Source organism: Algoriphagus chordae (assembly GCF_003254055.1).
Taxonomy (GTDB): domain Bacteria; phylum Bacteroidota; class Bacteroidia; order Cytophagales; family Cyclobacteriaceae; genus Algoriphagus; species Algoriphagus chordae.
This window is the reverse complement of the sequence record NZ_QKZT01000012.1, coordinates 1-21786: the sequence shown is the minus strand read 5'-3', so window position 1 is coordinate 21786 and position 21786 is coordinate 1. Positions and strand designations below refer to the sequence as shown.

The following is a 21786-nucleotide window of genomic DNA, read 5'->3' as shown; positions in this document are numbered from 1 at the left end:
TTATGCCGCTGCTGAAATCCCGTTTATAAATGTCTCCACGAAGTCCATGATCTTACCTTTGACCCGTTCGGCTATGGTCTTGCGTTCCTTCAGACCAGGACGGGTATTGAGCATGCCGATGATGTCATCCCGAAGAGGCTCTTTCTCTGTGTAGATGAAGTCTCCTATGACTTGTTCCAGTTTCTCTGTATTCAGTCCTTCTTCCACACTTAGAGTTTTCAATGCTTCGATCCGCTCCTTAGTCCAGAAGTTGAGGAACTCCTCAGGGATGTCTTCTGAGTCTTTGATTATAGGCAGCGTCTGATTAATGAATTTCTCGATTTGTTCACGTTTGCTTCTAAGTTGGGATTCTCCTACAATCAGCTCCACAATTGCTTTTTTCTGCTTCTCCTGATCTTCCGGTGCAGCATCCTTAAGGTTAGCCAGTAGCTTCAAAATGTAGCTGACATTGATTTCATCTCGATGGATTAGCTCCAGTTCAAAATCCACATCGTTCAGGATGGAGACCTTCTCTTTGCCGGGCTTCTTGCTGGAATCGTAGATGTCAAGGTACTTACTCTTGTAGTCCTCAAAATCCTGCTCAGACATGACCAAGTCATCAAATTCAAACTCAGTGAAAGTGCCTAGCACATTCTTCAGACGCATCAATTCCCTGAAAGCCTTGATGAATTCCAGTTTCTCTACCTCGCTTGGTAGCTCATTCACACTGTCCACTGTGGGAACGATATCAAGCAGCTTGGTGACGGCTTCTTGAAATTTCTCGATGTAGTCTTCATAAGGCTGCATGATGATCTCATCCTTCGCATCGAGATTGGAGAAGAGGGTTATCGCGTCATCTGTAGCCTGCTTCAGGTTTCGGAAGCTGACGATGTTGCCTTGGGATTTCAACTCGTCCAAAATTCGGTTGGTGCGGGAATAAGCCTGGATCAGTCCGTGAAATTTCAGGTTCTTGTCCACGTAAAGCGTATTCAAAGACTTGCTATCAAAGCCTGTAAGGAACATATTTACCACCAAGAGTATATCAATCTGCTTTTTCTTCACCCTATCTGCCACATCGTTGTAGTATTGGTAGAAGAGTCGACTGTCTTTGGTGTTATAGTTTGTTGAATTGGTCAGGTTGTAGTGGCCCATAAATTCGTCCAAGTAATCACGTGGGTGCTTCTTGTCAGGAGTCTGATAAATTCCGCGCCCCGTGTCTGCAGCCATTCCCAACTCCTCTTCCTCCCATTCCTGCTCAAACTCTTCTCCGCTGTCAATCAGATCTACATTTGCACCATAGGAGAAGATGGTTGCGATCTTGAGCTGATGCTCTCCAGCTTCTTTTTTCTGGTGAAATAGCTTGTAGTATTCAATTAGTGAGGGTACGCTGGATACACAGAAAATCGAGGTGAAAGATCGGCTGTGAGTTTTACGACCATGATTAGCGATGATATAGTCAGTAACATTATTCAAACGTTGAGGGGCGTTCATCACTTCTTCCTCATCAATTGCCTCCACATTGATGTCTAATATATTTTCTTTTTTCTTGAAGGTGCTGATGTATTCTACTGAGAACTTCAATACGTTTTCATCTCGAATAGCATCAGTGATAACGTACTTATGTAAGCAGTCTCCAAAAAGCATCGTAGTCGTCCGCTTGCCAAAGGCATTAGTCCCGGCATTCTCTTCAAAGATCGGTGTCCCTGTGAAGCCAAACATCTGAGAACCCCCGAAGAATTCTTTGATGTCTGAGTGGGTCTTTCCAAACTGGCTTCTATGACATTCGTCAAAAATGAAAACGATCCGTTTGTCCCGGAGCTTCTCCAATTGCTTTAGGTGCCTAGTCTTGGTGATGGCCGTATTCAGCTTCTGTATGGTAGTGACGATCAATTTGTTGTCACCAGCGAGCTGCTTTACTAGGGTGTTGGTGTTATTGGTACCGTCTATGCTTCCCTTAGAAAAGGAGTTGAATTCCTTGGTGGTCTGGTAATCCAGGTCTTTTCTATCTACTACAAAGACGACTTTGTGAACCTGTGGCAGGTTGGTAAGAATCTGAGCTGTTTTGAAGGAAGTTAATGTCTTGCCCGAGCCCGTAGTATGCCAGATGTAGCCATATTTCGGAGTAGTTTTCACCCGCTCGATGATTGCCTCGACCGCATAAAACTGATAGGGGCGGAGAACCATTAATGTCTTCTGAGTTTCATTCAGCACGACATACTTCGTGATCATTTTGGAAATGTGGCAGGGTTCCAAGAAAATGTCGGAGAACTCTGATAGCTGTGTGATCAACTTATTTTTAATGTCTGACCAATAGAAAGTCTGTTTGAAAGATCTGTCTTTCAGAGGTGCATTTGCATAGTACTTCGTGTTGACTCCATTGCTGATCACGAAGATGTGGATGAACTGGAATAGCCCTTGCCCAGCTCCATAGGAATGGATCGTATAGCGATCTGTCTGCTTGAAAGCTTCTTTGAGTTCAAGCCCTCTTCGCTTCAATTCTATCTGTACCAGTGGAAGTCCATTGATCAAGATCGTGACGTCGTATCGGTTCTTATATTTCCCTTCGACGGAGATCTGCTGGGTCACCTGAAACTGATTTTGACACCAGTGTATCTGATTAACCAGTTCTATGGTGCGGTGCTCTCCAGTTTCATCCACATATGGCACTCGATCTCGAAGGATCTTGGCTCGTTCGAAAACGTTTCCCTTGTTGATGAAATTAAGGATCTGTCTAAAGTCATCCTCACTTAGTTTCACCTTATTGTGGATTTCCAGTTGGGACTTGAGGTTGTGAAGTAAGGCTTCTTCGTCTTTGATGATAACTGACTTGTATCCCAAAGCCTGAAGCTGTAGGATCAAGTTATTTTCTAATGCCTGCTCGGGTTGTATCGTCATGAACTGGTAAAAAAAAATGACCCGAGAGCAGGTCTTATGGTATGTTACTCAGGTTCTGTTACTGCTAAGATGTGGATTTAGTTGACAAGAACCAAATGCCGGAAAAGTTCTCATGCCAGTGCCGGAAATTTATATTCCTACTATGACTGGCAAAGATGGCTTAATCGATTTACAATCTAATCAGTAATTCAACATATCCGGATTTTGGCGAACATCAAAAAAGGTAAGTATTACAACCCTATCCTTCATGATACGGTAATAAATTCTGTTTTGCTTGGTGAGTTGGAATGCACGGATTTTCTTTTCCGGATCCACAGTTATGCCTATTTCAGGGAAATCAGCTAATAAGTCTAATTTTAGTACGCTTCTCAAATTGGATCCCTACACTTGCTCCCCAAGTTTCCACTAGGTAATCTACATTTTGATGGAAGTTTTTAAGGGCAGTCTTGGATACTACTACCTTCATTAGAGCAGACGAAACAGCTGATCTTTCGCTACTAGATTTTTCTCGTCTTCAGATTCCTGATAGGAATCAAGAACTTCTTGTTTTTGTGCCGAGGTGAGATCGCTCCACATATCTCCGGAAGCAGAATCCTTTCTTCTGGAAAGAAATTCCAATAAGGATTCTAAGAGTTCATCATTTTGGATATCTTCCACCAACTTGATGATATTGGATTTTAGTTCGACAGTTGACATAGCTAAATGTTAGTGCAAATGTTTGTATTGTTAAGCTAACAAACGGACTGGCAGAATCAAAGTTCCAATGCAAATTTTAGATCCTTTTCCCTTGTTGATGAAAGCGGGTCTGTCTGGGAAATACTGTATACTTAGTAGTAAGACAGGTTAGATACAGGCTATCTGGTCACCTTTATTTTACAGCAAGTTTATTTGATTTTAGTCCCCTAAAAAGAAAAAGACACGCCTTGGGACGCTGTTCAAGTGGGTAGCGTGGCGTGTACTGTCTGTGCAAATATAGAGAGGAGACAGGGTTTTACAAGTCTTTAATAATGTTCCTATTGCCGATGGAAAAGCTTAACCGCACTTTTTGATTAACCAATCCACAAGACCTGCGGAAATTGCTAGTTCTGCTAGTTTGTCGCTAAAATAAAGAATGGTTCCTGATTGCGGTTTATGCCCCAATAAATCTGGGGTTGGTTGGGGGCAGACATAAAAGATTTTTTGATAGTCGCTCCTAAAACCATTCACTTCCTTTTCGAAAGCCATAAACCCTGTAAGGTTGGACGTTGCTTTAACCTGGACCACACCCTTTTCACCTGTGACGGTTGATTCCATGTCTAGATCGATGGTTTTCTCCTGTTTTCCTAGATAGCTAACTCGTCTCCACCCAGACTGACGGAACACTAAATCAACGAATAGCTCTAGGTCATTCCAAAATAACTTTTGAATCAATCCTGCGATTTTTGTCTGAAGCACTGAAGTCAATGCCTTGATTTCCTCTGCATCCTCAGAAAGTTGGCTGTTAATCTTGCGAAGCACATACTCGCTATCAACGGTACAGATTGTACCACGGTATGCCTTTGTGGTCAGAATTTTTCCAGATAGGTTTCCAAAAAGGAGCTTTTTGCCAGCGATATCTTGATCTAACCAAACACCTTTCACTTTTCTTGATTTGATGTTTTCTGTGTTGACCTTGATCTCCATTTCCGCTTGGCACCACCATAGCTTGTTGTCATTGAATGTCAGCCAGACAGTGTCTTCCCCTTCTTCATAAAAGGATCGGATTTGTCGGACATGATTATTTGAAATAGCTGTAGAGTGACCTTCTTTTTCGAGTGCTTTCTGAACTGCTGTCCAATTACCTGAGATGCAGGGCTCGTGAGGGACAGTGCTGTAGCCCAGTTTCACAGTATTTGGATAACTAGTAAAGCTCTCCTCAACAAATTCACCTCCCTGTCCAAGTTTGATACAGAGGGCTTTAGTCGCTTCGATCAGGCTCCGGTTATTGAGAGTGTTTTGCATGGGTCAAGTGAAACTTTGTTTAAAAACTTACGTTGTTTATATTGATTCTAAATAGAATATCCGTACATTTGCGGAGAGTTCATCCTACCGCTCGGAGGAAGGAAATCGGAAAACGCAAAGCCTCGATGTCTTGCGTTTTCTGCATTTATAGGACTTCTCTAAGTCTGCGCTTATATTTTTTCTCAAACTTATCACGCTTAGCGTCTCTTCCTTCCACATAATACGCCGTTAGTAGATAATAGCCGGCTGTTTTTCTGAGAGGTTCCAGTATCACCACATAATTTTCTGTCTTATCATAGATGTAGGTCCTAATTCCTTCTGGTTCTTTCACAGAGAACACCATCAAATCATCGGTTTTTCTCTGATCCAAATGGTAGCGCACCCAGTGGAGTCTTTCTGACCTCTTTATGTCGAAGTCTCTTCTTCTTTCCTTCTTGTCAACAATGACTGTAGTTAGGTGAGTGAATAGAATATCCATCTTGTTTTGCTCACCCTTCGGGGTAGGAAAGACTGGTTTTTCCATGAATACAGGCTGGGAACTGTGAACAAAATCGCGATTAAAAACTCCGAGAAGAGATCTGGATTTTGTGGGGCCATCCATCCCAATAAGATCTAACATTTGGTTATATACTTTCAGCAAGTTAAAAGGCATACCTATTTCAGTGAGATAAAAAAGAGATCCATTTTATCCTCAGTCCAATTGCTGGACTTTTCCAGAGGTTGATCGGAGTGATGCTTGATGCGCTCTATGAGTTGAATCTTTGCAGTGACCTTTTTATCGGTGTCATTGAGGTTGTAGCTCAGTGCTCCCAGGATCAAATCCGCAATCTGCATCATCAAACTTTCATGTGAATGGATATTCTGCACGTTTCGAAATACACCCAGCTTTGTGTTGAGGATGTCTTTCAGTCGATTTACTTTATGAGCGCTTAGCGTATCCTTGATGTCTAGATATACATTGTAGATGTAGTTAGTATCCTTCTTGTGTATGAGCAGCTGGTAGTACATTTTGTAGTAAAAGTCATCGAAGTCCTGTTGGTAAAGCTCGTTTTGAATTTTGGGCTTTTTGACGATGATGGCTCTGAAGCTGAGGTCAGTGTCGAAGAAATAGTCGATGAGTTCTTTGTAGAAGTCGTACTGTGAAGCAGAAACGTTACTCCATTTTATCTCTCCGTAGAAATGGTGTTTCTCCTTTAGTGATTTTATCCGCTCGTTGTGTCTATGGAGTTGGTTGTATGCCACGCAGGTGTACCCGATCAGCATGAAAGGCTTATGATCATTTTCTAAGTGGCAGCTTTCGTCACAGTAGAGGTTAAAAGTCTTCATCAGGTCAAATGGTTAAAGTTTTTGTACACAAACATCTTTTGTAGCAGTCTGTTCTTCTAGCCTGCTTTGTGAAAGCTGGAGATTTTTATTTCAGAACTTGAACTAGTTTTTTAAACCAACCTTCTTTTCCGTGTGAAAGCCAGTGTAATTCCTTAAACTCTCGAGGAGGTTTGCAGTCATCCAAAAGTATCGGTATTATATATCGCGATCCTAATGGTCGATATTTCGCTTGGTCAAGGATGTACCGAATCTCTTTATTTTTGTAACCTGTTCGTTCGAGAGTTTTACTTGAGAAAAAGACAAGAACATATTCCGATTTTTCAATTGCGGTTTCAATTTTGGTTTCCCAGAGATCGCCTGGTAAAATTTCATTCTCATCAAACCAAGTGAGGATCCCCGCATCATTGAGTTTGCGGGTGATATCCTCCACAGTTTTTTGATCCTCTCTTGCATAAGAAACAAATGCTAATTTCAGAGGTAGAATTAGTTCTTTGTTGATGATCTCTAGTTCTCCAATCTCATACTGTTTTGGGTTTCCGGGAATCTGATAGTTTACCTTTATAAAGCCAGGTTTTCCGTGATTTTCTAAGCTCACAGCCAAACCAGTAGGAATTGGTTTATTTCCCATCAAACAGATACCTCCTAATTCTTTTTCAGCTTCTTTGAGGGATTTGATCGCACTGAAAGGGATTGTTTTGATAGATTGTCGCACTCGATCAATTGGGATTTTAACATAGCCTTTAGGGAGATCTTGAAATAATTCATCTTTTTTATCCCACGGTAAAAAACCAACAACACCATTTCCCAGAAGGGATTCCTCGTGCTCCAAAGGAAAACTGCCCCAAATCCTCTCACCACTTGTTAGTGTCACCTCAAAGTCGCCTGTTTTTCTATCTATATCTTTCCAGTCTTTCATATTCGTTGAGCTTTATCAAACATCTGTCTTATCAGGTTCTTCTTCTTTTCAAGCCTGGGAACAATACTGCTAACCACTCGGCAGGAGAAAATGGTTTCAAGGAGGTGTTTGTTGGTTGACGGAGTATTTTTCCATGGCTATTCTGTTGATAAAAGTTTGACGATTCTACTCAGAATTGCGTCTCTTTTTCCTTCCCAAACATCTCCAGGTATAGGGTCAAGCTCAAAAAAACTTTCAACCTGGGATTTTAAGGTAGACCATTTCAACTTATCAGTAACGGTCAGCCCTTGAGTGATCTTAAGGACGGTGTTTAATCTGCTGAAACTCATAGGAGGTATAAGAATTGGAATATGAAATTTGGATAGTACCCAAGTACCACCCATTTCTAACATGCACACTTCACTTTTGAAATACTCTTCAGAAAGTAAAGAGATCACCATCCCTTCCCCACTTACCTCTTTCCTGAGAAATTCTACCCAATCTGAACCAAGAGGTATTCCATAGCCATCCGCTGTAGTAAAGATTATCTGTGTCGGCTTAACACCCATCAGTTCTAAGAGGTTTATTACTTCTTTGCCGATTTCCTTGTCTTTTGAGGAGTGACTGATGAAAATCTTTTTTTCCTTAAAGGTGATCGAATTCGGTTGTTGAAGATTCTCTTGTTTTTCTTTGGCCTCCTCAATTAGATCATCCAAGAGCAAAGAGGCTTTTTCAAGTCCGTTTTTGAAATGTTTCTCTTCATATTCTATCCTTGGCATTTTCTCAATTTGTATACCGGCGTAGTCGTACCAATAGCGAACTCGTGAAAATTGACCGTATTCTATAGAGTCATCTCCAAAGATGTTTTTTATTGTGCGTATTGTTTTATTCTCCCAGTTTTCAAATTTGGGATCAGTCCTCTTTCCCGCTCTCAGAGTAGGGATTTCTTCTCTAAGCTTTTCCAGGGTTTTTATCAATTTAGTTGTCATAGTTATTCAAATTTTAAAAAAACATCTTTTGCAGCAACCCCTTCTTCCAAGTCTGCGTTTGGTTGATCTGCTGATCCATATTCTCGATACTGCTATCCAAGCTTGTCAGAAATTTGACGATTTTATTTTGCTCGCCTGGAGTTGGAAGCTTTACATCTAGCTCTCTCATTCTTGGTACTGAAATGCTCAACACTTTTGTGCCCTGTGCGATTTTCATAATTTGGGATCGAAGTCCATCAGACTTCATGATATAGCCACCGAAACCCACCTCAGTGGTTTCCTGCTTTCGCTTTGCATGCAGGGTGTGCAGTCCAGCCAGTACTTTCTGTCCGTTTACATTGACTATTTCTATGGTCTTTCCGATGTCGGCATAATCTTCGGATGCATCAGCAATCACCAAGTCCCCAGCCTCCACCAAGTTTTCCGAAACTGTTTTTCGAATTGCTACATCATTGTTCACAAATGGGAGATCAACCCTCTCCAAATCCAAAAGTGTATGGAACTTGGTATGGATGTCACCATAGTGGATGTTTCTGAATTTCCCGGACTCATAATTCAGCTTGTCTCTTGAAAAGGAGTTCGTGGTTCGGAATTCATATACCTCCCCCAACTTCTTCTCTTCCCAATCCGGAAAATCCGAACCGTTGTCTTGCTTGAAGCGGATTTTCGGTACTTGTCCTGAGCCTGCCGAAGGAAAGAGCTGCTGCATCACGCCTTTTTTGTAGGCTTCAAGCTTCTCTTTTTTCTGCTCTAGCAACTCAATCCGCTTGTCCACGGCTGTCAGAAATTCGGCGATCCTTTGCTGCTCGGGGAGGGAGGGGAAAAGAATCTTAAAAGAAGAAAGATCAGAAGGTGCTAGATTTGGAGGGTCTGTCCCAGCAATGTTGTTTTCAATTCGTCCTATCAATGATCTTCGCTGGAATAACTGATACGCATAGTCGAGGCTTCCCAAGGAAATCAATTTTCCTACTCTTTGATTCAATAACGAGTTATTTGAGCCTTGATCAATCTTTGCAATTTTAAGCTTGCCAGAAAGTATTGGTCTGGTTAATGCTATGACGACATCGCCTTCTTTCAGCAGAAACTTTTTGTATTTAGCAGAAAATGATGGCGGCAGGTACGACATGTTTGTATTGCTGATTTTGTTAATCCCAACATCAGCAATTTTTATCCATCTACAGCCGGTATCCTGTGAATTCGAACTTTGAAATGCATAACCGTTGAAGATTTGAATTTCCTCGCTTAGGGTTTTAACGTTCCAAGGTGTTGTAAACTCAGGAAACCTCAACCCAGGCGCAGTTCTTTTTTCGTTCCTCATCAAAAGGGTGTTTTGATTCCTAGTTCCTTGCAGAAGCCGGTTAGTGAAACCTCGTTGGATTTCAGCTCGGAGTCCAGTTGTACCAGTCCCTCGGCTACGGTATCCAGCTCTATGGATTCTTCTTCCTCGAAGGTGTCCACATAGCGCGGGATATTGAGATTGTAGTCGTTTTCGGCGATCTCAGCCAGAGTTGCCACATAGCTGTATTTGTCATGTGTTTCCCTTTTGCTGTAGGTTTCCACGATCAGCTCCACATCTTCCTCTCGGAGTTCGTTTTGATTTCCCACTTTGATAAAGTGATCTTCTCCGCTGGCATCGATAAATACGATGTTGTCATCCTGCTCCCGGCATTTCTTCAGCACCACGATGCAGGTAGGGATGGAAGTACCATAGAAGATATTCGCAGGAAGTCCGATGACCGCGTCGAGTACATTCATTTCCTTGATCAGGTACTCTCGGATTACACCTTCAGCTCCTCCACGGAAGAGTACGCCGTGTGGAAAGACACTGGCCATGATGCCGTTGTCTGCCAGCTGGAAAAGCATATGCTGCATAAAGGCAAAATCAGCCTTCGTCTTCGGTGCTAGTCTTCCGTATTGGCTGAATCTAGCATCGTTGCTATTGAGTGGGTTGTCATCTCCCTTCCAGTGTGCAGAGAAGGGTGGATTGGCGACAATGGCTTCGAATCTTAGGTTTTCATGCTGTGGATTCTCCAGCGTGTCCTCCTGCTGAATGTTGAAGTCACGGTAATGCACATCATGGAGAATCATATTCATCCGCGCCAGATTGTAGGTGGTGCGATTGAGTTCCTGTCCGTAGAATTCTGTGATTTCGGCTTCCTTTGCTACCCGGAGTAGGAGAGAACCCGAACCACAGGTTGGATCATAGACTGACTTGATTTTGGTTTTGCCAGTTGTGACTAGCTTAGCTAAGATCTTCGATACCTGTTGAGGGGTATAGAATTCCCCTGCAGATTTACCTGCACCTGCGGCGAATTTACCGATGAGGTATTCGTAAGCATCTCCGAGTACATCGGATTCTAGGTCTCCGAGTTTGAAATCGATCTTATTCAGGTGATTTAGGATCTGTACGATCACGGCATTTCTGGCAGCGACAGTTCTTCCGATCTTGGTAGAGTTCAGATCGAGATCTTCGAAGAGCGCATTGAAATCCTCCTCGGAGTCAGTGCCCATGGTGCTTTGCTCGATGTGATTCAGCACAGCCTTCAGATCTTCAAGGATGTAGTTGCTTTCCGTTTCTGTGTCAGCGTTTCCACGAGCAGCGATGGCAGAGAAGAGTTCGGTAGGCAGTAGGAAGTAACCCAACGTAAGTAGGGATTCTTCTTTGATGGCTTCCAGCAAATCAGGGTCAGTCAGGTCTTTATAATCAGTCGTTGCTTCACCCAGCAAGAGGGAGTTGGCATAGATGTATTGCTTTTCCGATAGGTACTTGTAGAATATGAATCCCAGGATGTAGTCCCGGTAATCATCAGCGGAAATTTTGCCTCGGAGTAGATTTGCTATTCCCCAGAGCTGTGTTTCCAGCTGGCGTTTTTGATCTTCAGACATTGAAGTGGTTGAGTTATTAGTACTTGAAAAAGGATTTTCGACAGGATGAGGCTTGTGAGAAAGCTGTTCATCTTCGAAAAAGTGTTTGCTTGGCTAAAAATAGGTGTTTCAGTGGAAAGGCAAAGCACAAGCGGATGAAAAAAGCACTCGAGTGGTAGGGCTGAGTGTTATGAAGCTGACGCTATCCTGGGATTATCAAGTTCACAAGCTGGGAGTATCCGTCTTTGCAGTCAGATGTGCCAGCCATCCCTCGCTGTTGGAATCACAATTGCTTTGCTACTCTATTTTAAGTTGATCATTAAACCTATAGAACTTGCTCAATTGACTTGTGAACCTCTGCTGCATTCAATCTTTAACCAGAAGGATACTATTGAACGCATTATTTTTAATCATACCCTTATCTTTAAGATGCACGAATATCAATTGAATTAGCGAACTAAGATGCTTGAATTTTTCCTTCTAGAGGAATTTTCCCCAAGACCTAGCTTAGGGAAAAATATATATACTAATTCATACCCTAGTTTTACTGATCATTTATCACCTTTCGCAGATGAATACTGACCCGATACTTGGTTTTGATGACCCCATTGATTCATGGACTCATTTATTAGGGGCACTAGGAGTGGCGATACTGCTTTTCTATCTTTTCAGAAAGGACGGGCTGGGCAGGAAGCATCCTCTTCCGATCTTGATCTATGGTTTTGCATCCATTTTTCTGCTGTCCATGAGTGGTACCTATCATTTACTGGAGCGTGAGACCACAGCCCGTTATGTACTGAGAATCCTCGATCATGCAGGAATATTTTTATTGATATCAGGGACTTTGATCGCTATTCATGTAACGCTGTTTACGGGATTTATGAAATGGGGGATAGTGATCATTACCTCCGTTATAGCCATTCTTGGGATCACTATTGGCTCCATATATTTTAATGAGCTTCCCGAGTATATGACGCATACCGTTTTTCTGGCGTTTGGATGGCTTGGTATGGTTTCGGTGATTGGTATTTGGAAATTGAAGAAAAACATCTCATTCCAGTATTTGCTGTATGGAGGCCTAGCTTATACTATTGGCGCAGTGCTGGATTGGATCAATTATCCTATTCTGATCCCTGGATTGTTTGGGCCTCATGAGCTATTTCATGTGGCTGTTTTAATCGGAGTGGGGTTTCATTGGGTTTTTATCCTTCATGCCATTCGGACGGTATATGAAGAAAATCAGCTAGAGCTAAAAGAATAGATCCCCGCAGAATTATCGGGTTGACTAATGCTGAGAACTGACTTTCACCTTTACCCTATCGCATAGCAGCTTATATTTTTAGGCAAAAAAAAGAGCCCATTTGATGTGGGCTCTTTTCGGATTATTTTTTGCGACTGTTCTCGGATGCCTTCATTGCATCTTCCAGTTTTTGCTGGAATTTCGATTTCTTTTTATTTACGTTCTTCGCTTTGCTTTCTTCTACTTTTGCTCTGATTTTCTCGTCATCTACAAATAACTTGATCATCGCCTGCTGACCAAAGGTCACCATATTGGAAACGAAATAATAGAAACTCAATCCAGCTGGATAGGAGTTCAAAATAAACATAAACATGACCGGCATGATGTAACCCAAGTTTTTCATAGGGCCAGTAGCAGTAGTCAGTTGATTGTTGAAATGGGTGTAAATAATCTGCGACACTGTCATAAGAAGTGTAAACATACTCACATGAGATCCATAGAAAGGGATCGTAAATGGCAGATTGAAAAAGGTGTCGTAGGTAGAAAGATCAGTTGCCCATAGGAAGGATTCCTGACGTAGTTCTATTGCATTTGGAAAGAAAAAGAACATCGCAAACAAGAATGGCATCTGAAGCACCATTGGCAAACAACCAGAGATAGGGCTTACTCCCAGTTTGGAGAAGAGCTTCATCTGCTCCTGCTGCATCTTGGTAGCATCGTCACCGTATTTCTCTTTTAGCTCATCGATTTCAGGCTTGATCACTCGCATTTTGGCCATGCCTATATAGGACTTATAAGTCAATGGGAAAAGAGCGAGTTTGATCAGGAATACGATGATGATAATGATGACACCGTAATTGGTAAAGAACTTCTCTAGGAAAGCGAAAAGATTGACAATGATATACTTGTTGACCCAGCTTACAAAGAAATAACCCATGTCCACATTGTCCTCAAAGCCATCCGTTACCTTTTTCAAGGTTTTGTACTTGTCAGGACCGAAGTAATAGGTGAATCCAGCTTTGCCGTCCTGCAGTGGAATCGATAGGCTAGTTGCCATCGAACGAACGATGGAGCTATCTGTCGGCGTGCTTTGCGTGATGGATACATTTCGGAAATCCGTATCTGCAATCATAGCTGCAGAGAAGAATCGCTGACTAAAACTTACCCATTTGATAGGTTCAGGTATGGTTTCTTCTTCCAAGTCATCGCCAGCACCCAAATTGTCAAAAGAGCCTTCAGTGGTGTAGTAATTAAGTCTAGTTTGTCTTCTGGATTCTGCCAAGTTGCTTTCATGAGCTATCACTTGATCTTCCCAGCTTAGCGCTAGTGCATTCCCCGTGATTACTCCTTGATAACGATCTACCTCAAAAGATTTTTTTACTTGGTAGCTGCCATCAGCTAAGCTGAAAGATTGGATGATTTGACCACTTTCTGTACCAGCGCTTAGCGTTAGCGTTTGGGTTTTTACCCCTTCTTCGTCTTCAGTGCTTTTAATGGAAGGAGTGAAATAAAGGTCATTCAGATCTAGGGGGCCATTTTGGCTTTCGATGATGAAGTCCATTTTGGAACTTTCCTCATTGAAAAGTTCCAAAGGAGTCATGTCCCAGCTTTTGTATTCTTTAAGAATCACTTTTTTGACCTCCGCTCCTTTAGAGGAAATGGTCACCTGTATTAGGTCGTTTTCAAGCGTAAGAGTTTCTTCTTCTCCTACGGTCATGGTTGCTAATACGCCATATTTTGCACGTCTACTGGCGTCTAGGGTGCTATCGTTTTCAGAAGTAGTATCTGTAGTTGCTGCTTGGCTTGCTGTATTGGCTTGAGTTGATTCTGTTTGCTCAGTAGTTACTGGTTCCACTTCAGGTATCTCCGGAGTAGTCGCAAAGAAAAGCGAATAGACTAGGATGACCGCTGCAAAAAGAATCAAACCAGTTGCTTGATTTCTGTCCATAAAGATTAATCGTAAACCCGATAATGAAGCTTCGGGGAAGTTTTATTTTAGTTTATTGTCCACTGCCGCTTGTATGAATTTCACGAAAAGTGGCTGAGGGGTGAGTACGGTGCTTTTATATTCAGGGTGGAATTGGACACCAACAAACCAAGGATGGTTTTTGATTTCCACGATTTCCACCAAACCTGTTTCAGGATTTTTACCAGTAGCGATCATTCCATGTTCTTCCATCGTCTGCAGATATTCATTGTTAAACTCATATCTGTGACGGTGTCTCTCGTTGATTTTAACTTTCCCATAAGCGTTGAATGCCTTACTGCCTTTCTTGAGGTCACAGGCATAAGAACCCAAACGCATAGTCCCGCCCATTTGGTCGATATTTTTCTGTTCTTCCATCAATCCTATCACTGGATCGGCGGTGTTAGGATCCATCTCGGTACTGTTTGCATTTTTCAACTTGAGTACGTTTCTGGCGTATTCGATCACTGCCACCTGCATGCCAAGACATATTCCTAGGAAAGGAATGTTGTTTTCCCGGGCATATTTCACGGTTTCTATTTTTCCTTCAAACCCTCTCTCTCCGAATCCTGGCGCAACAACGATTCCATCCAAATCTTTGAATTTGGCAGCTAAGTTGTCAGGGTTGATTTCTTCTGAGGAAATAAGGCGCAGATTTATATCGCATTCTATGGAGGCACCTGCATGGGTGAATGATTCGATGATGGACTTATAAGAATCCGGAAGGGATACGTATTTTCCTACTAGTCCTATAGTGACTTCTGAAGTTGGGTTTTTGAGTTTCCCTAGGAAATCTTTCCAGTTTTCGAGATCTGTGTTTTCTTTGGAAGTAAGCTTCAACTTAGTCATCACTCGCTCGTCGAGCTTCTCCTTTTTCATCAATAAAGGCACATCGTAGATAGAGTCAGCATCCATTGCCTCGATCACACTATTCAGTTGAACGTTGCAGAAAAGAGCCAACTTCTTCTTAACATCCGAAGGCAAGTGATGTTCGGTACGACATACCAAAATATCTGGTTGAATACCAGCTTCTAACAATTGTTTTACCGAGTGCTGCGTAGGCTTAGTTTTAAGTTCTTTGGCAGCACTTAAATAAGGGATTAACGTAAGATGTATAACCAAGAAGTTGTTGGCTCCAAGATCCCATTTCGCCTGTCTTACTGCTTCTATGAAGGGTAGTGACTCGATGTCACCTACGCATCCACCGATTTCGGTAATAACTACATCATATTTTCCGTCTTCACCTAATTTGTAAAAATTAGCTTTGATTTCGTCAGTAATATGAGGGATGACCTGAACGGTCTTTCCAAGGAATTCACCTTTACGCTCCTTAGTGATCACATTGTTGTAGATCCTACCGGTAGTGATATTGTTGTCCTGAGAAGTAGGGATATTCAAAAATCGCTCATAGTGTCCCAAGTCCAAATCCGTTTCAGCGCCATCATCAGTCACATAGCACTCGCCGTGCTCATAAGGATTTAGCGTCCCAGGATCGATGTTCAGATAAGGATCAAATTTTTGGATAGTTACTTTAAAGCCTCTGGCTTGGAGCAGCTTGCCTAATGAAGCGGCGATAATGCCCTTGCCGAGAGAGGAAGTAACTCCTCCGGTAATAAAGATGTATTTGGTGCTTGACGCCATAAGAATGGGGGAGATTTGAAAATTGTTTGGATTCTTATGGGGCTCAAAATTATGGAAAAATTCCCGATTAATGGCTTTTTGAACATTAAATAGATCAGGTTTCTCGATTTTCTTCTCCTTGGCTTAAAAACTTTACTTTGACAATACCTGTCAATTACTTGTCGTGGGTCGGATTATAAGCTAGTTTTAATTGTTGGGTTTTGAGAAATGATCACTGCTGCAGGAAGCTATTTGGAGATGAATTGTGTGATTACTCAAGGCAACTATTTTGATTTAATCAAATAATGAATTTTCCATTAATCACTACTAAAAACAAGAAATATGAGAACTCTAAACAGAAGAATTATCCTAATAAATCAAACGTTTGATCAAGGCCAGCTAGACATGAGGAAGTTGGAACTAAATGAAATAGAGACTTTTGTATTAGATCCAGTTGACTTATTTGCCAAAATTGATTGGACTAAATTCGAGGATAGCGTTGAAGTATTAAACATGGTGTATGCTGATTTATTTGAGGCAATGGTAATTGATGATAAATCCCTGTTATGCTACTGGCCAACTTTTAATTCCTCGGATGAGCAATGGTTTGAATTACTCAGTCAATGTAAACCTGCTGGTATTCAAGTACAGGTAACTTATACAAATGATAATTTTGGTAATGCAAGAGAGATGCTTCCAGAATTCCAAAGACTATGGAAATCTTTTATCTTATTTATGATAGAGACGCTATGTGAAGATATTAAGCTTAATGAGGAGTTTGAAGAAATCGCTTGCCTTAATAATTTGAATGAATCTATTCTGTTATTTAAAATCATAGAAAATGGAGAATCACGGTATTCTTACCTCTTGTCTAAAGAAACTATGATTGAATCTGAACCTTCATTAGAATCTCAACGTAAGCTTGGATCTGATAACATGCCTTTATTCGCTGATTTCGAGGGTTTGATGGAAGAGTTGAGAGACACAATAGATCTTGGGGATTATCAAACCACCTTTGTAAATAGAGGTATGGAAAAAAAATACTTCAATTCCCTATTGAAAAAGTACAGTTCTAATAACCTAATTAAACATTGGATAGAAAACTATTCTCAAAATTAAAAAATTATCTACTCAGGCTTGAGTTGTAAAATTATCTTAATTTTAGAGGAGATTTTTATATATAGTTAGTTTTTCTATTATATTGCGTCAAATTATTGATAATAATATCTATTAACAAGTCAAAAAAATATGAGAGATTTAATCAAAGATGCTATTGTTGACCTAAAAAAAGGTGATGGCTTTATTTATGTTACCGCTGATGGAAGCAAAATAGATTTGCATGATGCAGCAAAGCAAGGGATTTCTGTTACTCCAGTTAATCCTAAAGCACAAGTAATTAAGAAATTGGAGGAAGCTGGACTTCCATTGAATGATACAAGATTCCTTAACGAACTAAATGAATTGATTTCATTGGTAACTGGCAACAGCGCTGGTCCTAAAGTTACTAAGAGAAGAACATTCAGCGATGCAGAGAAAAGCAAAATCGTAGAAGAGTGGAAGAAAGTAGAAGCTGCAGGTAAGAAAACAAAAGCAGCATTCGCTAGAGAAATTGGAGTTGGTTACCAAACGTTTATCAACTGGTTGAGAGGATAAGTTTTTTTTCCACTCAAAACAAAAAAAGACAGCTAAGCAGCTGTCTTTTTTTGTTTGGTGCTTAAGCTAAGACACCTTCCATTTTTTGAATGTGGTAATCACCGTAACAGCTGCCAATAAACTAAAAACAACTAGGGCTTGAATAGTAATTAGGGATAAGTTTATTTTAGGAAATGAGATTTGTGGTAATGAAACTGTTACTTGTGGTATAGGTATCGCAGATAATTGATCAATAAGTGGAATGGTGTTTTGTCCTGATGGCAGGAATAATAAAACTGAAATGACAAGTACTGCAATGACAGCTCCTATTATTTTCCAAGCTAATGCAGATATTACAGGGCTATAGACTGAGACTGATCGCTTAGGTTTTAGCTTTGCTAATATAGTCTTATGGAAGCCTGTAGTAGGAGCTTCTGTCCCCAGTTCAGTGATGTATTGCCGGATATATTCTTCTTCCTTGCTTAGATTTTTCATAGCAGATGGATTAATTCACTTTTTGTAATAGTTCGCAATGAGTCCAAAAGATTCTTTCTTCCTCGATGCAAAAGTATTTTGACATGTGAGTTTGTCAAACTCATAATATCTTCTATTTCTTTTATGCTTTGCTCTTCTAAATAAAATAAGGTGAGTGCTGCTGCCTCGGATGACTTCATGGCATCCAGTCCTTGTTGTATAAATTCTTTTCGCTCGGCAAGTTGGAGTGACTTTAATCCATCCAAGTAATCCACACCGTCTTTAGCAAGTTCTTCTACTTCTTCCAGTTGAACTGTATGATGTTTTGATTTTCTCAATCTGCCCAAAGCCTCATTATATACGATTTTGTATAGCCAGGTAGTAAACTTAGCATTGCCCTCAAAGGTTTTCAAGGAATGGAAAGCTTTCATAAATGCATCTTGCGCAGCTTCTTCGGCCTCTTCTCTATTTTTCAAAATGCGCATAGCTAAAGTAAACGCATATTTTTCATGCTTTTGGATCAATTGTCCATAAGCATTCAAATTACCCTCAAGTGTTTTCTTTATATAGAAGTCGTCTTCCTGGAATCGCATTTTTACATTGGATGCATGTATCCGAAAAAAAGTTACAGTTTTTTCTACATACTTGTAACCTTTTCTCGCAGTACCTACATCAAAGAAGAAAAAACAAACATACCATGGCAGAAACCATCTTAGTTACCTTGATAATTTTCTCTAGTATTTTCGGGATCATCTTTACCTTCTTGACTACCCGAAATAAGGAAAGGCTCGCACTCATAGAAAATGGGGCTGACGCAAAACTCTTCAACTCAGGCAAAAAGTACAGCTTTGGCCAGTTCATTCTGAATATTGCGCTACTGGCTGTAGGCGTAGGTACAGGTGTTTTGGTAGGAGCAATGTTTGAAAATGCTGGTCTAGAAGAAGGAGTGGCATTTAGCTCATGTATATTTATTTTTGGAGGAATTGGCTTGATGGTTAGTTTCTTCTTGAATAGAAAACTAGATAAGGAGGATCACTAAGCCGACAATCCTAGTGAACTTAAGCCTTCCTTTTGCAGGGAAGGTTTTTTTTTGCTTTTAGCCAAAATGGGCTGCTCTCGAAATTCTGATTATTTTTGTGAAAAAATAAATCACCTTGGATCACGCACAACTAGTATCTGCTTTTAGGGAAAAGGGCATTTTGCACCTAAAAGAAGGAAATGGAAAAGTAATCACGCTCATGAAACCAGCGCTGTGGAAGCCTGAGATGAGTGAGGATTGGACTTTTCTTCTTTTTGATTTATTCCAAATTCGGGCGATTTGTGAGCCTTTTTCGGAGGTTTCGCTAGATGTGGTAGAATATGCCAACAAACCGACGGTCTATCACAGTCCTGCAAATGGTATTATTAAAGATGGTCCTATAGTGGATGGCGTTCTGAAGTTCAGCCTGATCTTGGAACCCACTTGGAATAAGTTACTATTTCAGATTTCACAACCTGTGCTTGTCAAAATCGACAGCAAAGAAGCCGCATCATTTCAGACGCCAATCTTATTCCCGCTGCTGAGCCCAAGTGCCAAAGAGATGTTTTTAGGCCCAGATGGGGATGTCAAAATTATTAAGGGATGAATTTCAAAGCACATCTTGACGAATTCGAAGTCTTTAACAAAGTCGCTAAAGCTGCCGCCAATTTAGGCGTAGAAACCTATGTGGTGGGTGGCTATGTGAGAGATTTGATTTTGAAAAGGGAGAAAAGCGGTCTCAAAGATATAGATTTTACTTGCGTAGGATCGGGGATTGAGCTGGCGAAGGAAGTGGCTAAGCAATACGATACTCACGTGCCACTCTCTGTCTTCAAGAATTTTGGTACAGCCATGCTGAAATTGGATGAGTGGGAATTGGAATTTGTAGGAGCAAGGAAGGAATCCTATAGAGCAGACTCGCGAAATCCTATCGTAGAAACAGGGACGCTTCAGGAAGATTTGGAGCGTAGAGATTTTACGATCAATGCCATGGCAATTTCTCTGAACGCCTCAAACTACGGTGATTTGCTAGATCCATTTGATGGATTGTCAGATATCAAAAAGAAGCTGATTCGCACTCCTCTAGAGCCAAACATCACCTTTTCGGATGATCCACTGCGTATGCTTCGAGCTGTACGATTTGCGGCTCAATTAGATTTTGACATTGATGGTGATACCTTTTATGCTCTAAGTGAAAATGCACAACGCCTGAATATTATTTCAGGAGAGCGGATAATTGTAGAGTTGAATAAGATCATCGAAGTCAAAAAACCTTCCTATGGCTTCAAGTTGCTATTTGCGGGAAAGTTGCTCCATGAGTTTTTTCCGGAAATGGTAGATTTGCAAGGGGTAGATTCAGTGGATGACAAATCACATAAGGATAATTTCTACCACACGCTGCAGGTTCTTGACAATGTCTGCTTAATGACTGATAACCTCTGGCTACGCTGGGCAGCTATCCTTCACGATATAGCAAAGCCAGCCACCAAGCGTTTCAATAAAAAAGTTGGTTGGACATTTCATGGCCATGAAGATAAAGGAGCTCGTATGACTCCTGGGATTTTCAGAAGGATGAAACTCCCGATGGATGAGCGTATGAAATATGTGCAGAAACTCGTCAAGCTACATCTTCGCCCTATTGCTTTGGTCAAAGATGAGGTGACTGATTCGGCCTTGAGAAGATTGCTCTTTGAGGCAGGAGATGATATAGATGATCTGATGAAGCTTTGTCGTGCAGATGTGACTTCGAAGAACAATAAGAAAGTAAAGCGATACTTGGAGAATTTCGATAAAGTTGCCCAAAAGCTCATCGAAGTAGAGGAGAAGGATCAGGTTAGAAACTTCCAACCTCCCATTTCTGGAGAGGAAATAATGGAAATATTTGGCTTGGAGCCTTCAAAAATCGTTGGAGACATTAAAGAAGAAATTAAAGAAGCTATATTGGAGGGCAAAATTCACAACAACCCGACCCAGGCTCGTGAATTAATGCTGGAGATTGCCAAATCCAAAGGATTGTCTCCAGGGGCAGGTCTCCCAAAATCATAATTTAAAATTAAAAATCAATTCAAATGAAGCGCGTATTATTCATGCTGCTTATGGCCTTTTGCGCCAGCACTACTATTGCCCAGACGGCCGATTCTTTAGCCAGACTCGATCCCAAACTTAAAAGGTCTCTCAATGCGATTGATCAATCCGCATATCAAATGGCCATGCGTTACAATGATGTAAACTCGGCTAAGGTTTCCTTGTATAATTTGATAGCAAGAAATCCTGAAGATATCCGCTACGTGGAGATGCTTGGTACGGTATATTATGAGGCAGGACAGGCGATGTCTGCCGCCTTGGTCTCAATGGATGTGTTAAAGGTCAATGACAAAAGCATCACCTCTTTGGAGATAGCTGCTTATTCCTTGGAGCAAGTAGGGGCTTTGGAGAAATCTCTACCCTATTTTGAAAGTCTATACTTACTCAGTGGCGATAATTTCAGCTTATACAAATCTGGTTTTATTCAATATAGTTTGAAGAAATACCCAGAGGCTTTGAATTCTATGAATATGTTGGTAAAGAATGCTAAACCTGATGAAAAAGTAGGTTTTCCAAAGTCACAAACCGAGAATCAAGAGGTAAGTATGAAAGCTGCTGCTTTGAACATGAAAGGAATGATCTACTTGGATCAAGGATCCAAGATAGAGGCTAAAGCTGCTTTTGAAGAAGCATTAGCACTAAATCCTGATTTCGACATGGCCAAAGAAAACCTTGCGAAGACTAATTGATCAAGTCAATTCTACATAGGAAGACCGGCATTTATGCCGGTTTTTTTTTCTGAAAGTCTCAGCAAATACCCCATAGTAATTCCAGGACATCAGGATCAGCTAAAGGATTTCTCGAGAGAAAAATTTTTTCTAC

Annotated in this window: 20 protein-coding genes; 7 read left to right on the top strand and 13 right to left on the bottom strand. The window is 41.1% G+C overall.

All coding sequences use genetic code 11. From position 1 onward, the window contains the following. The 9 genes from LV85_RS13635 to LV85_RS13595 all read right to left on the bottom strand — a co-directional run bounded on the left by LV85_RS13635 (nucleotide 1) and on the right by LV85_RS13595 (nucleotide 10950). Complete coding sequence (locus LV85_RS13635) at nucleotides 1-2874, bottom strand: type I restriction endonuclease subunit R (RefSeq protein ID WP_111320352.1); 2874 nt, start codon at nucleotides 2872-2874, stop codon at nucleotides 1-3. A 465-nt stretch (nucleotides 2875-3339) separates the two neighbouring features. Next, nucleotides 3340-3570 (bottom strand): hypothetical protein, encoded by a 231-nt coding sequence (locus LV85_RS13630; protein WP_111320351.1) that lies wholly within the window; start codon nucleotides 3568-3570, stop codon nucleotides 3340-3342. A gap of 336 nt (nucleotides 3571-3906) precedes the next feature. Continuing rightward, a complete protein-coding gene (locus tag LV85_RS13625; protein ID WP_111320349.1) occupies nucleotides 3907-4854 on the bottom strand; it encodes a hypothetical protein in 948 nt (315 codons plus the stop codon). 145 nt (nucleotides 4855-4999) lie between these two features. Then, the gene (locus tag LV85_RS13620) at nucleotides 5000-5377 is read right to left on the bottom strand and encodes a hypothetical protein (RefSeq protein WP_146260476.1); all 378 of its coding nucleotides are present in this window, start codon (nucleotides 5375-5377) and stop codon (nucleotides 5000-5002) included. A 131-nt stretch (nucleotides 5378-5508) separates the two neighbouring features. Then, a complete protein-coding gene (locus LV85_RS13615; RefSeq protein ID WP_111320345.1) occupies nucleotides 5509-6180 on the bottom strand; it encodes a DUF3800 domain-containing protein in 672 nt (223 codons plus the stop codon). Between the two features lie 85 nt (nucleotides 6181-6265). Then, nucleotides 6266-7096: a toll/interleukin-1 receptor domain-containing protein gene (locus LV85_RS13610; protein ID WP_111320343.1), complete on the bottom strand. Its 831-nt coding sequence runs from the start codon at nucleotides 7094-7096 to the stop codon at nucleotides 6266-6268. A gap of 137 nt (nucleotides 7097-7233) precedes the next feature. Next, nucleotides 7234-8064 (bottom strand): toll/interleukin-1 receptor domain-containing protein, encoded by an 831-nt coding sequence (locus LV85_RS13605; RefSeq protein WP_111320341.1) that lies wholly within the window; start codon nucleotides 8062-8064, stop codon nucleotides 7234-7236. A 13-nt stretch (nucleotides 8065-8077) separates the two neighbouring features. Next, nucleotides 8078-9382 (bottom strand): restriction endonuclease subunit S, encoded by a 1305-nt coding sequence (locus tag LV85_RS13600; protein ID WP_111320339.1) that lies wholly within the window; start codon nucleotides 9380-9382, stop codon nucleotides 8078-8080. Further along, on the bottom strand, nucleotides 9382-10950 hold the full coding sequence (locus LV85_RS13595; RefSeq protein ID WP_111320337.1) for a type I restriction-modification system subunit M: 1569 nt from the start codon (nucleotides 10948-10950) through the stop codon (nucleotides 9382-9384). The genes LV85_RS13600 and LV85_RS13595 overlap by 1 nt, the downstream gene beginning before the upstream one ends. A 550-nt stretch (nucleotides 10951-11500) precedes the next feature. Between LV85_RS13595 and trhA the strand changes: the two genes are divergently transcribed. Next, entirely contained in the window at nucleotides 11501-12190 is a 690-nt protein-coding gene (gene trhA, locus LV85_RS13585) for a PAQR family membrane homeostasis protein TrhA (protein ID WP_111320333.1), read from the top strand. Between the two features lie 121 nt (nucleotides 12191-12311). On the opposite strand, the gene yidC is transcribed toward trhA, so the two are convergent. Continuing rightward, complete coding sequence (gene yidC, locus LV85_RS13580) at nucleotides 12312-14117, bottom strand: membrane protein insertase YidC (RefSeq protein WP_111320331.1); 1806 nt, start codon at nucleotides 14115-14117, stop codon at nucleotides 12312-12314. A 42-nt stretch (nucleotides 14118-14159) separates the two neighbouring features. Continuing rightward, nucleotides 14160-15776 (bottom strand): CTP synthase, encoded by a 1617-nt coding sequence (locus LV85_RS13575; RefSeq protein ID WP_111320329.1) that lies wholly within the window; start codon nucleotides 15774-15776, stop codon nucleotides 14160-14162. Nucleotides 15777-16097: 321 nt separating this feature from the next. Between LV85_RS13575 and LV85_RS13570 the strand changes: the two genes are divergently transcribed. Further along, nucleotides 16098-16874 (top strand): hypothetical protein, encoded by a 777-nt coding sequence (locus tag LV85_RS13570; protein WP_111320327.1) that lies wholly within the window; start codon nucleotides 16098-16100, stop codon nucleotides 16872-16874. A 129-nt stretch (nucleotides 16875-17003) separates the two neighbouring features. Beyond that, nucleotides 17004-17408, top strand: a complete 405-nt coding sequence (locus LV85_RS13565) for a hypothetical protein (protein ID WP_111320325.1) — start codon at nucleotides 17004-17006, stop codon at nucleotides 17406-17408. Between the two features lie 66 nt (nucleotides 17409-17474). On the opposite strand, the gene LV85_RS13560 is transcribed toward LV85_RS13565, so the two are convergent. Beyond that, nucleotides 17475-17882, bottom strand: a complete 408-nt coding sequence (locus LV85_RS13560) for a hypothetical protein (RefSeq protein WP_111320323.1) — start codon at nucleotides 17880-17882, stop codon at nucleotides 17475-17477. Next, nucleotides 17879-18454 (bottom strand): RNA polymerase sigma factor, encoded by a 576-nt coding sequence (locus LV85_RS13555; protein WP_111320321.1) that lies wholly within the window; start codon nucleotides 18452-18454, stop codon nucleotides 17879-17881. The genes LV85_RS13560 and LV85_RS13555 overlap by 4 nt, the downstream gene beginning before the upstream one ends. Nucleotides 18455-18558: 104 nt before the next feature. Here LV85_RS13555 and LV85_RS13550 point away from each other — a divergent pair, with 104 nt between their 5' ends. From LV85_RS13550 to LV85_RS13535, 4 genes are all read left to right on the top strand, one after another. Further along, nucleotides 18559-18900 carry a DUF6249 domain-containing protein gene (locus LV85_RS13550; RefSeq protein ID WP_111320570.1) on the top strand — a complete coding sequence of 114 codons (342 nt, stop codon included), beginning with the start codon at nucleotides 18559-18561 and terminating at the stop codon, nucleotides 18898-18900. 115 nt (nucleotides 18901-19015) lie between these two features. After that, a complete protein-coding gene (locus LV85_RS13545; RefSeq protein WP_111320319.1) occupies nucleotides 19016-19486 on the top strand; it encodes a hypothetical protein in 471 nt (156 codons plus the stop codon). After that, a complete protein-coding gene (locus LV85_RS13540; protein WP_111320317.1) occupies nucleotides 19483-20925 on the top strand; it encodes a CCA tRNA nucleotidyltransferase in 1443 nt (480 codons plus the stop codon). Before LV85_RS13545 ends, LV85_RS13540 begins: the two co-directional genes overlap by 4 nt. 23 nt (nucleotides 20926-20948) lie before the next feature. Continuing rightward, nucleotides 20949-21653 carry a tetratricopeptide repeat protein gene (locus tag LV85_RS13535; protein WP_111320315.1) on the top strand — a complete coding sequence of 235 codons (705 nt, stop codon included), beginning with the start codon at nucleotides 20949-20951 and terminating at the stop codon, nucleotides 21651-21653. Nucleotides 21654-21786: the final 133 nt, after the last annotated feature.

Excerpts from the sequence above, each read along its gene's own strand:
- LV85_RS13635 (WP_111320352.1), bottom strand. The coding sequence starts at position 2,874 with ATGACGATACAACCCGAGCAGGCATTAGAAAATAACTTGATCCTACAG.
- LV85_RS13630 (WP_111320351.1), bottom strand. The coding sequence starts at position 3,570 with ATGTCAACTGTCGAACTAAAATCCAATATCATCAAGTTGGTGGAAGAT.
- LV85_RS13625 (WP_111320349.1), bottom strand. The coding sequence starts at position 4,854 with ATGCAAAACACTCTCAATAACCGGAGCCTGATCGAAGCGACTAAAGCC.
- LV85_RS13620 (WP_146260476.1), bottom strand. The coding sequence starts at position 5,377 with ATGGAAAAACCAGTCTTTCCTACCCCGAAGGGTGAGCAAAACAAGATG.
- LV85_RS13615 (WP_111320345.1), bottom strand. The coding sequence starts at position 6,180 with ATGAAGACTTTTAACCTCTACTGTGACGAAAGCTGCCACTTAGAAAAT.
- LV85_RS13610 (WP_111320343.1), bottom strand. The coding sequence starts at position 7,096 with ATGAAAGACTGGAAAGATATAGATAGAAAAACAGGCGACTTTGAGGTG.
- LV85_RS13605 (WP_111320341.1), bottom strand. The coding sequence starts at position 8,064 with ATGACAACTAAATTGATAAAAACCCTGGAAAAGCTTAGAGAAGAAATC.
- LV85_RS13600 (WP_111320339.1), bottom strand. The coding sequence starts at position 9,382 with ATGAGGAACGAAAAAAGAACTGCGCCTGGGTTGAGGTTTCCTGAGTTT.
- LV85_RS13595 (WP_111320337.1), bottom strand. The coding sequence starts at position 10,950 with ATGTCTGAAGATCAAAAACGCCAGCTGGAAACACAGCTCTGGGGAATA.
- trhA (WP_111320333.1), top strand. The coding sequence starts at position 11,501 with ATGAATACTGACCCGATACTTGGTTTTGATGACCCCATTGATTCATGG.
- yidC (WP_111320331.1), bottom strand. The coding sequence starts at position 14,117 with ATGGACAGAAATCAAGCAACTGGTTTGATTCTTTTTGCAGCGGTCATC.
- LV85_RS13575 (WP_111320329.1), bottom strand. The coding sequence starts at position 15,776 with ATGGCGTCAAGCACCAAATACATCTTTATTACCGGAGGAGTTACTTCC.
- LV85_RS13570 (WP_111320327.1), top strand. The coding sequence starts at position 16,098 with ATGAGAACTCTAAACAGAAGAATTATCCTAATAAATCAAACGTTTGAT.
- LV85_RS13565 (WP_111320325.1), top strand. The coding sequence starts at position 17,004 with ATGAGAGATTTAATCAAAGATGCTATTGTTGACCTAAAAAAAGGTGAT.
- LV85_RS13560 (WP_111320323.1), bottom strand. The coding sequence starts at position 17,882 with ATGAAAAATCTAAGCAAGGAAGAAGAATATATCCGGCAATACATCACT.
- LV85_RS13555 (WP_111320321.1), bottom strand. The coding sequence starts at position 18,454 with ATGCGATTCCAGGAAGACGACTTCTATATAAAGAAAACACTTGAGGGT.
- LV85_RS13550 (WP_111320570.1), top strand. The coding sequence starts at position 18,559 with ATGGCAGAAACCATCTTAGTTACCTTGATAATTTTCTCTAGTATTTTC.
- LV85_RS13540 (WP_111320317.1), top strand. The coding sequence starts at position 19,483 with ATGAATTTCAAAGCACATCTTGACGAATTCGAAGTCTTTAACAAAGTC.
- LV85_RS13535 (WP_111320315.1), top strand. The coding sequence starts at position 20,949 with ATGAAGCGCGTATTATTCATGCTGCTTATGGCCTTTTGCGCCAGCACT.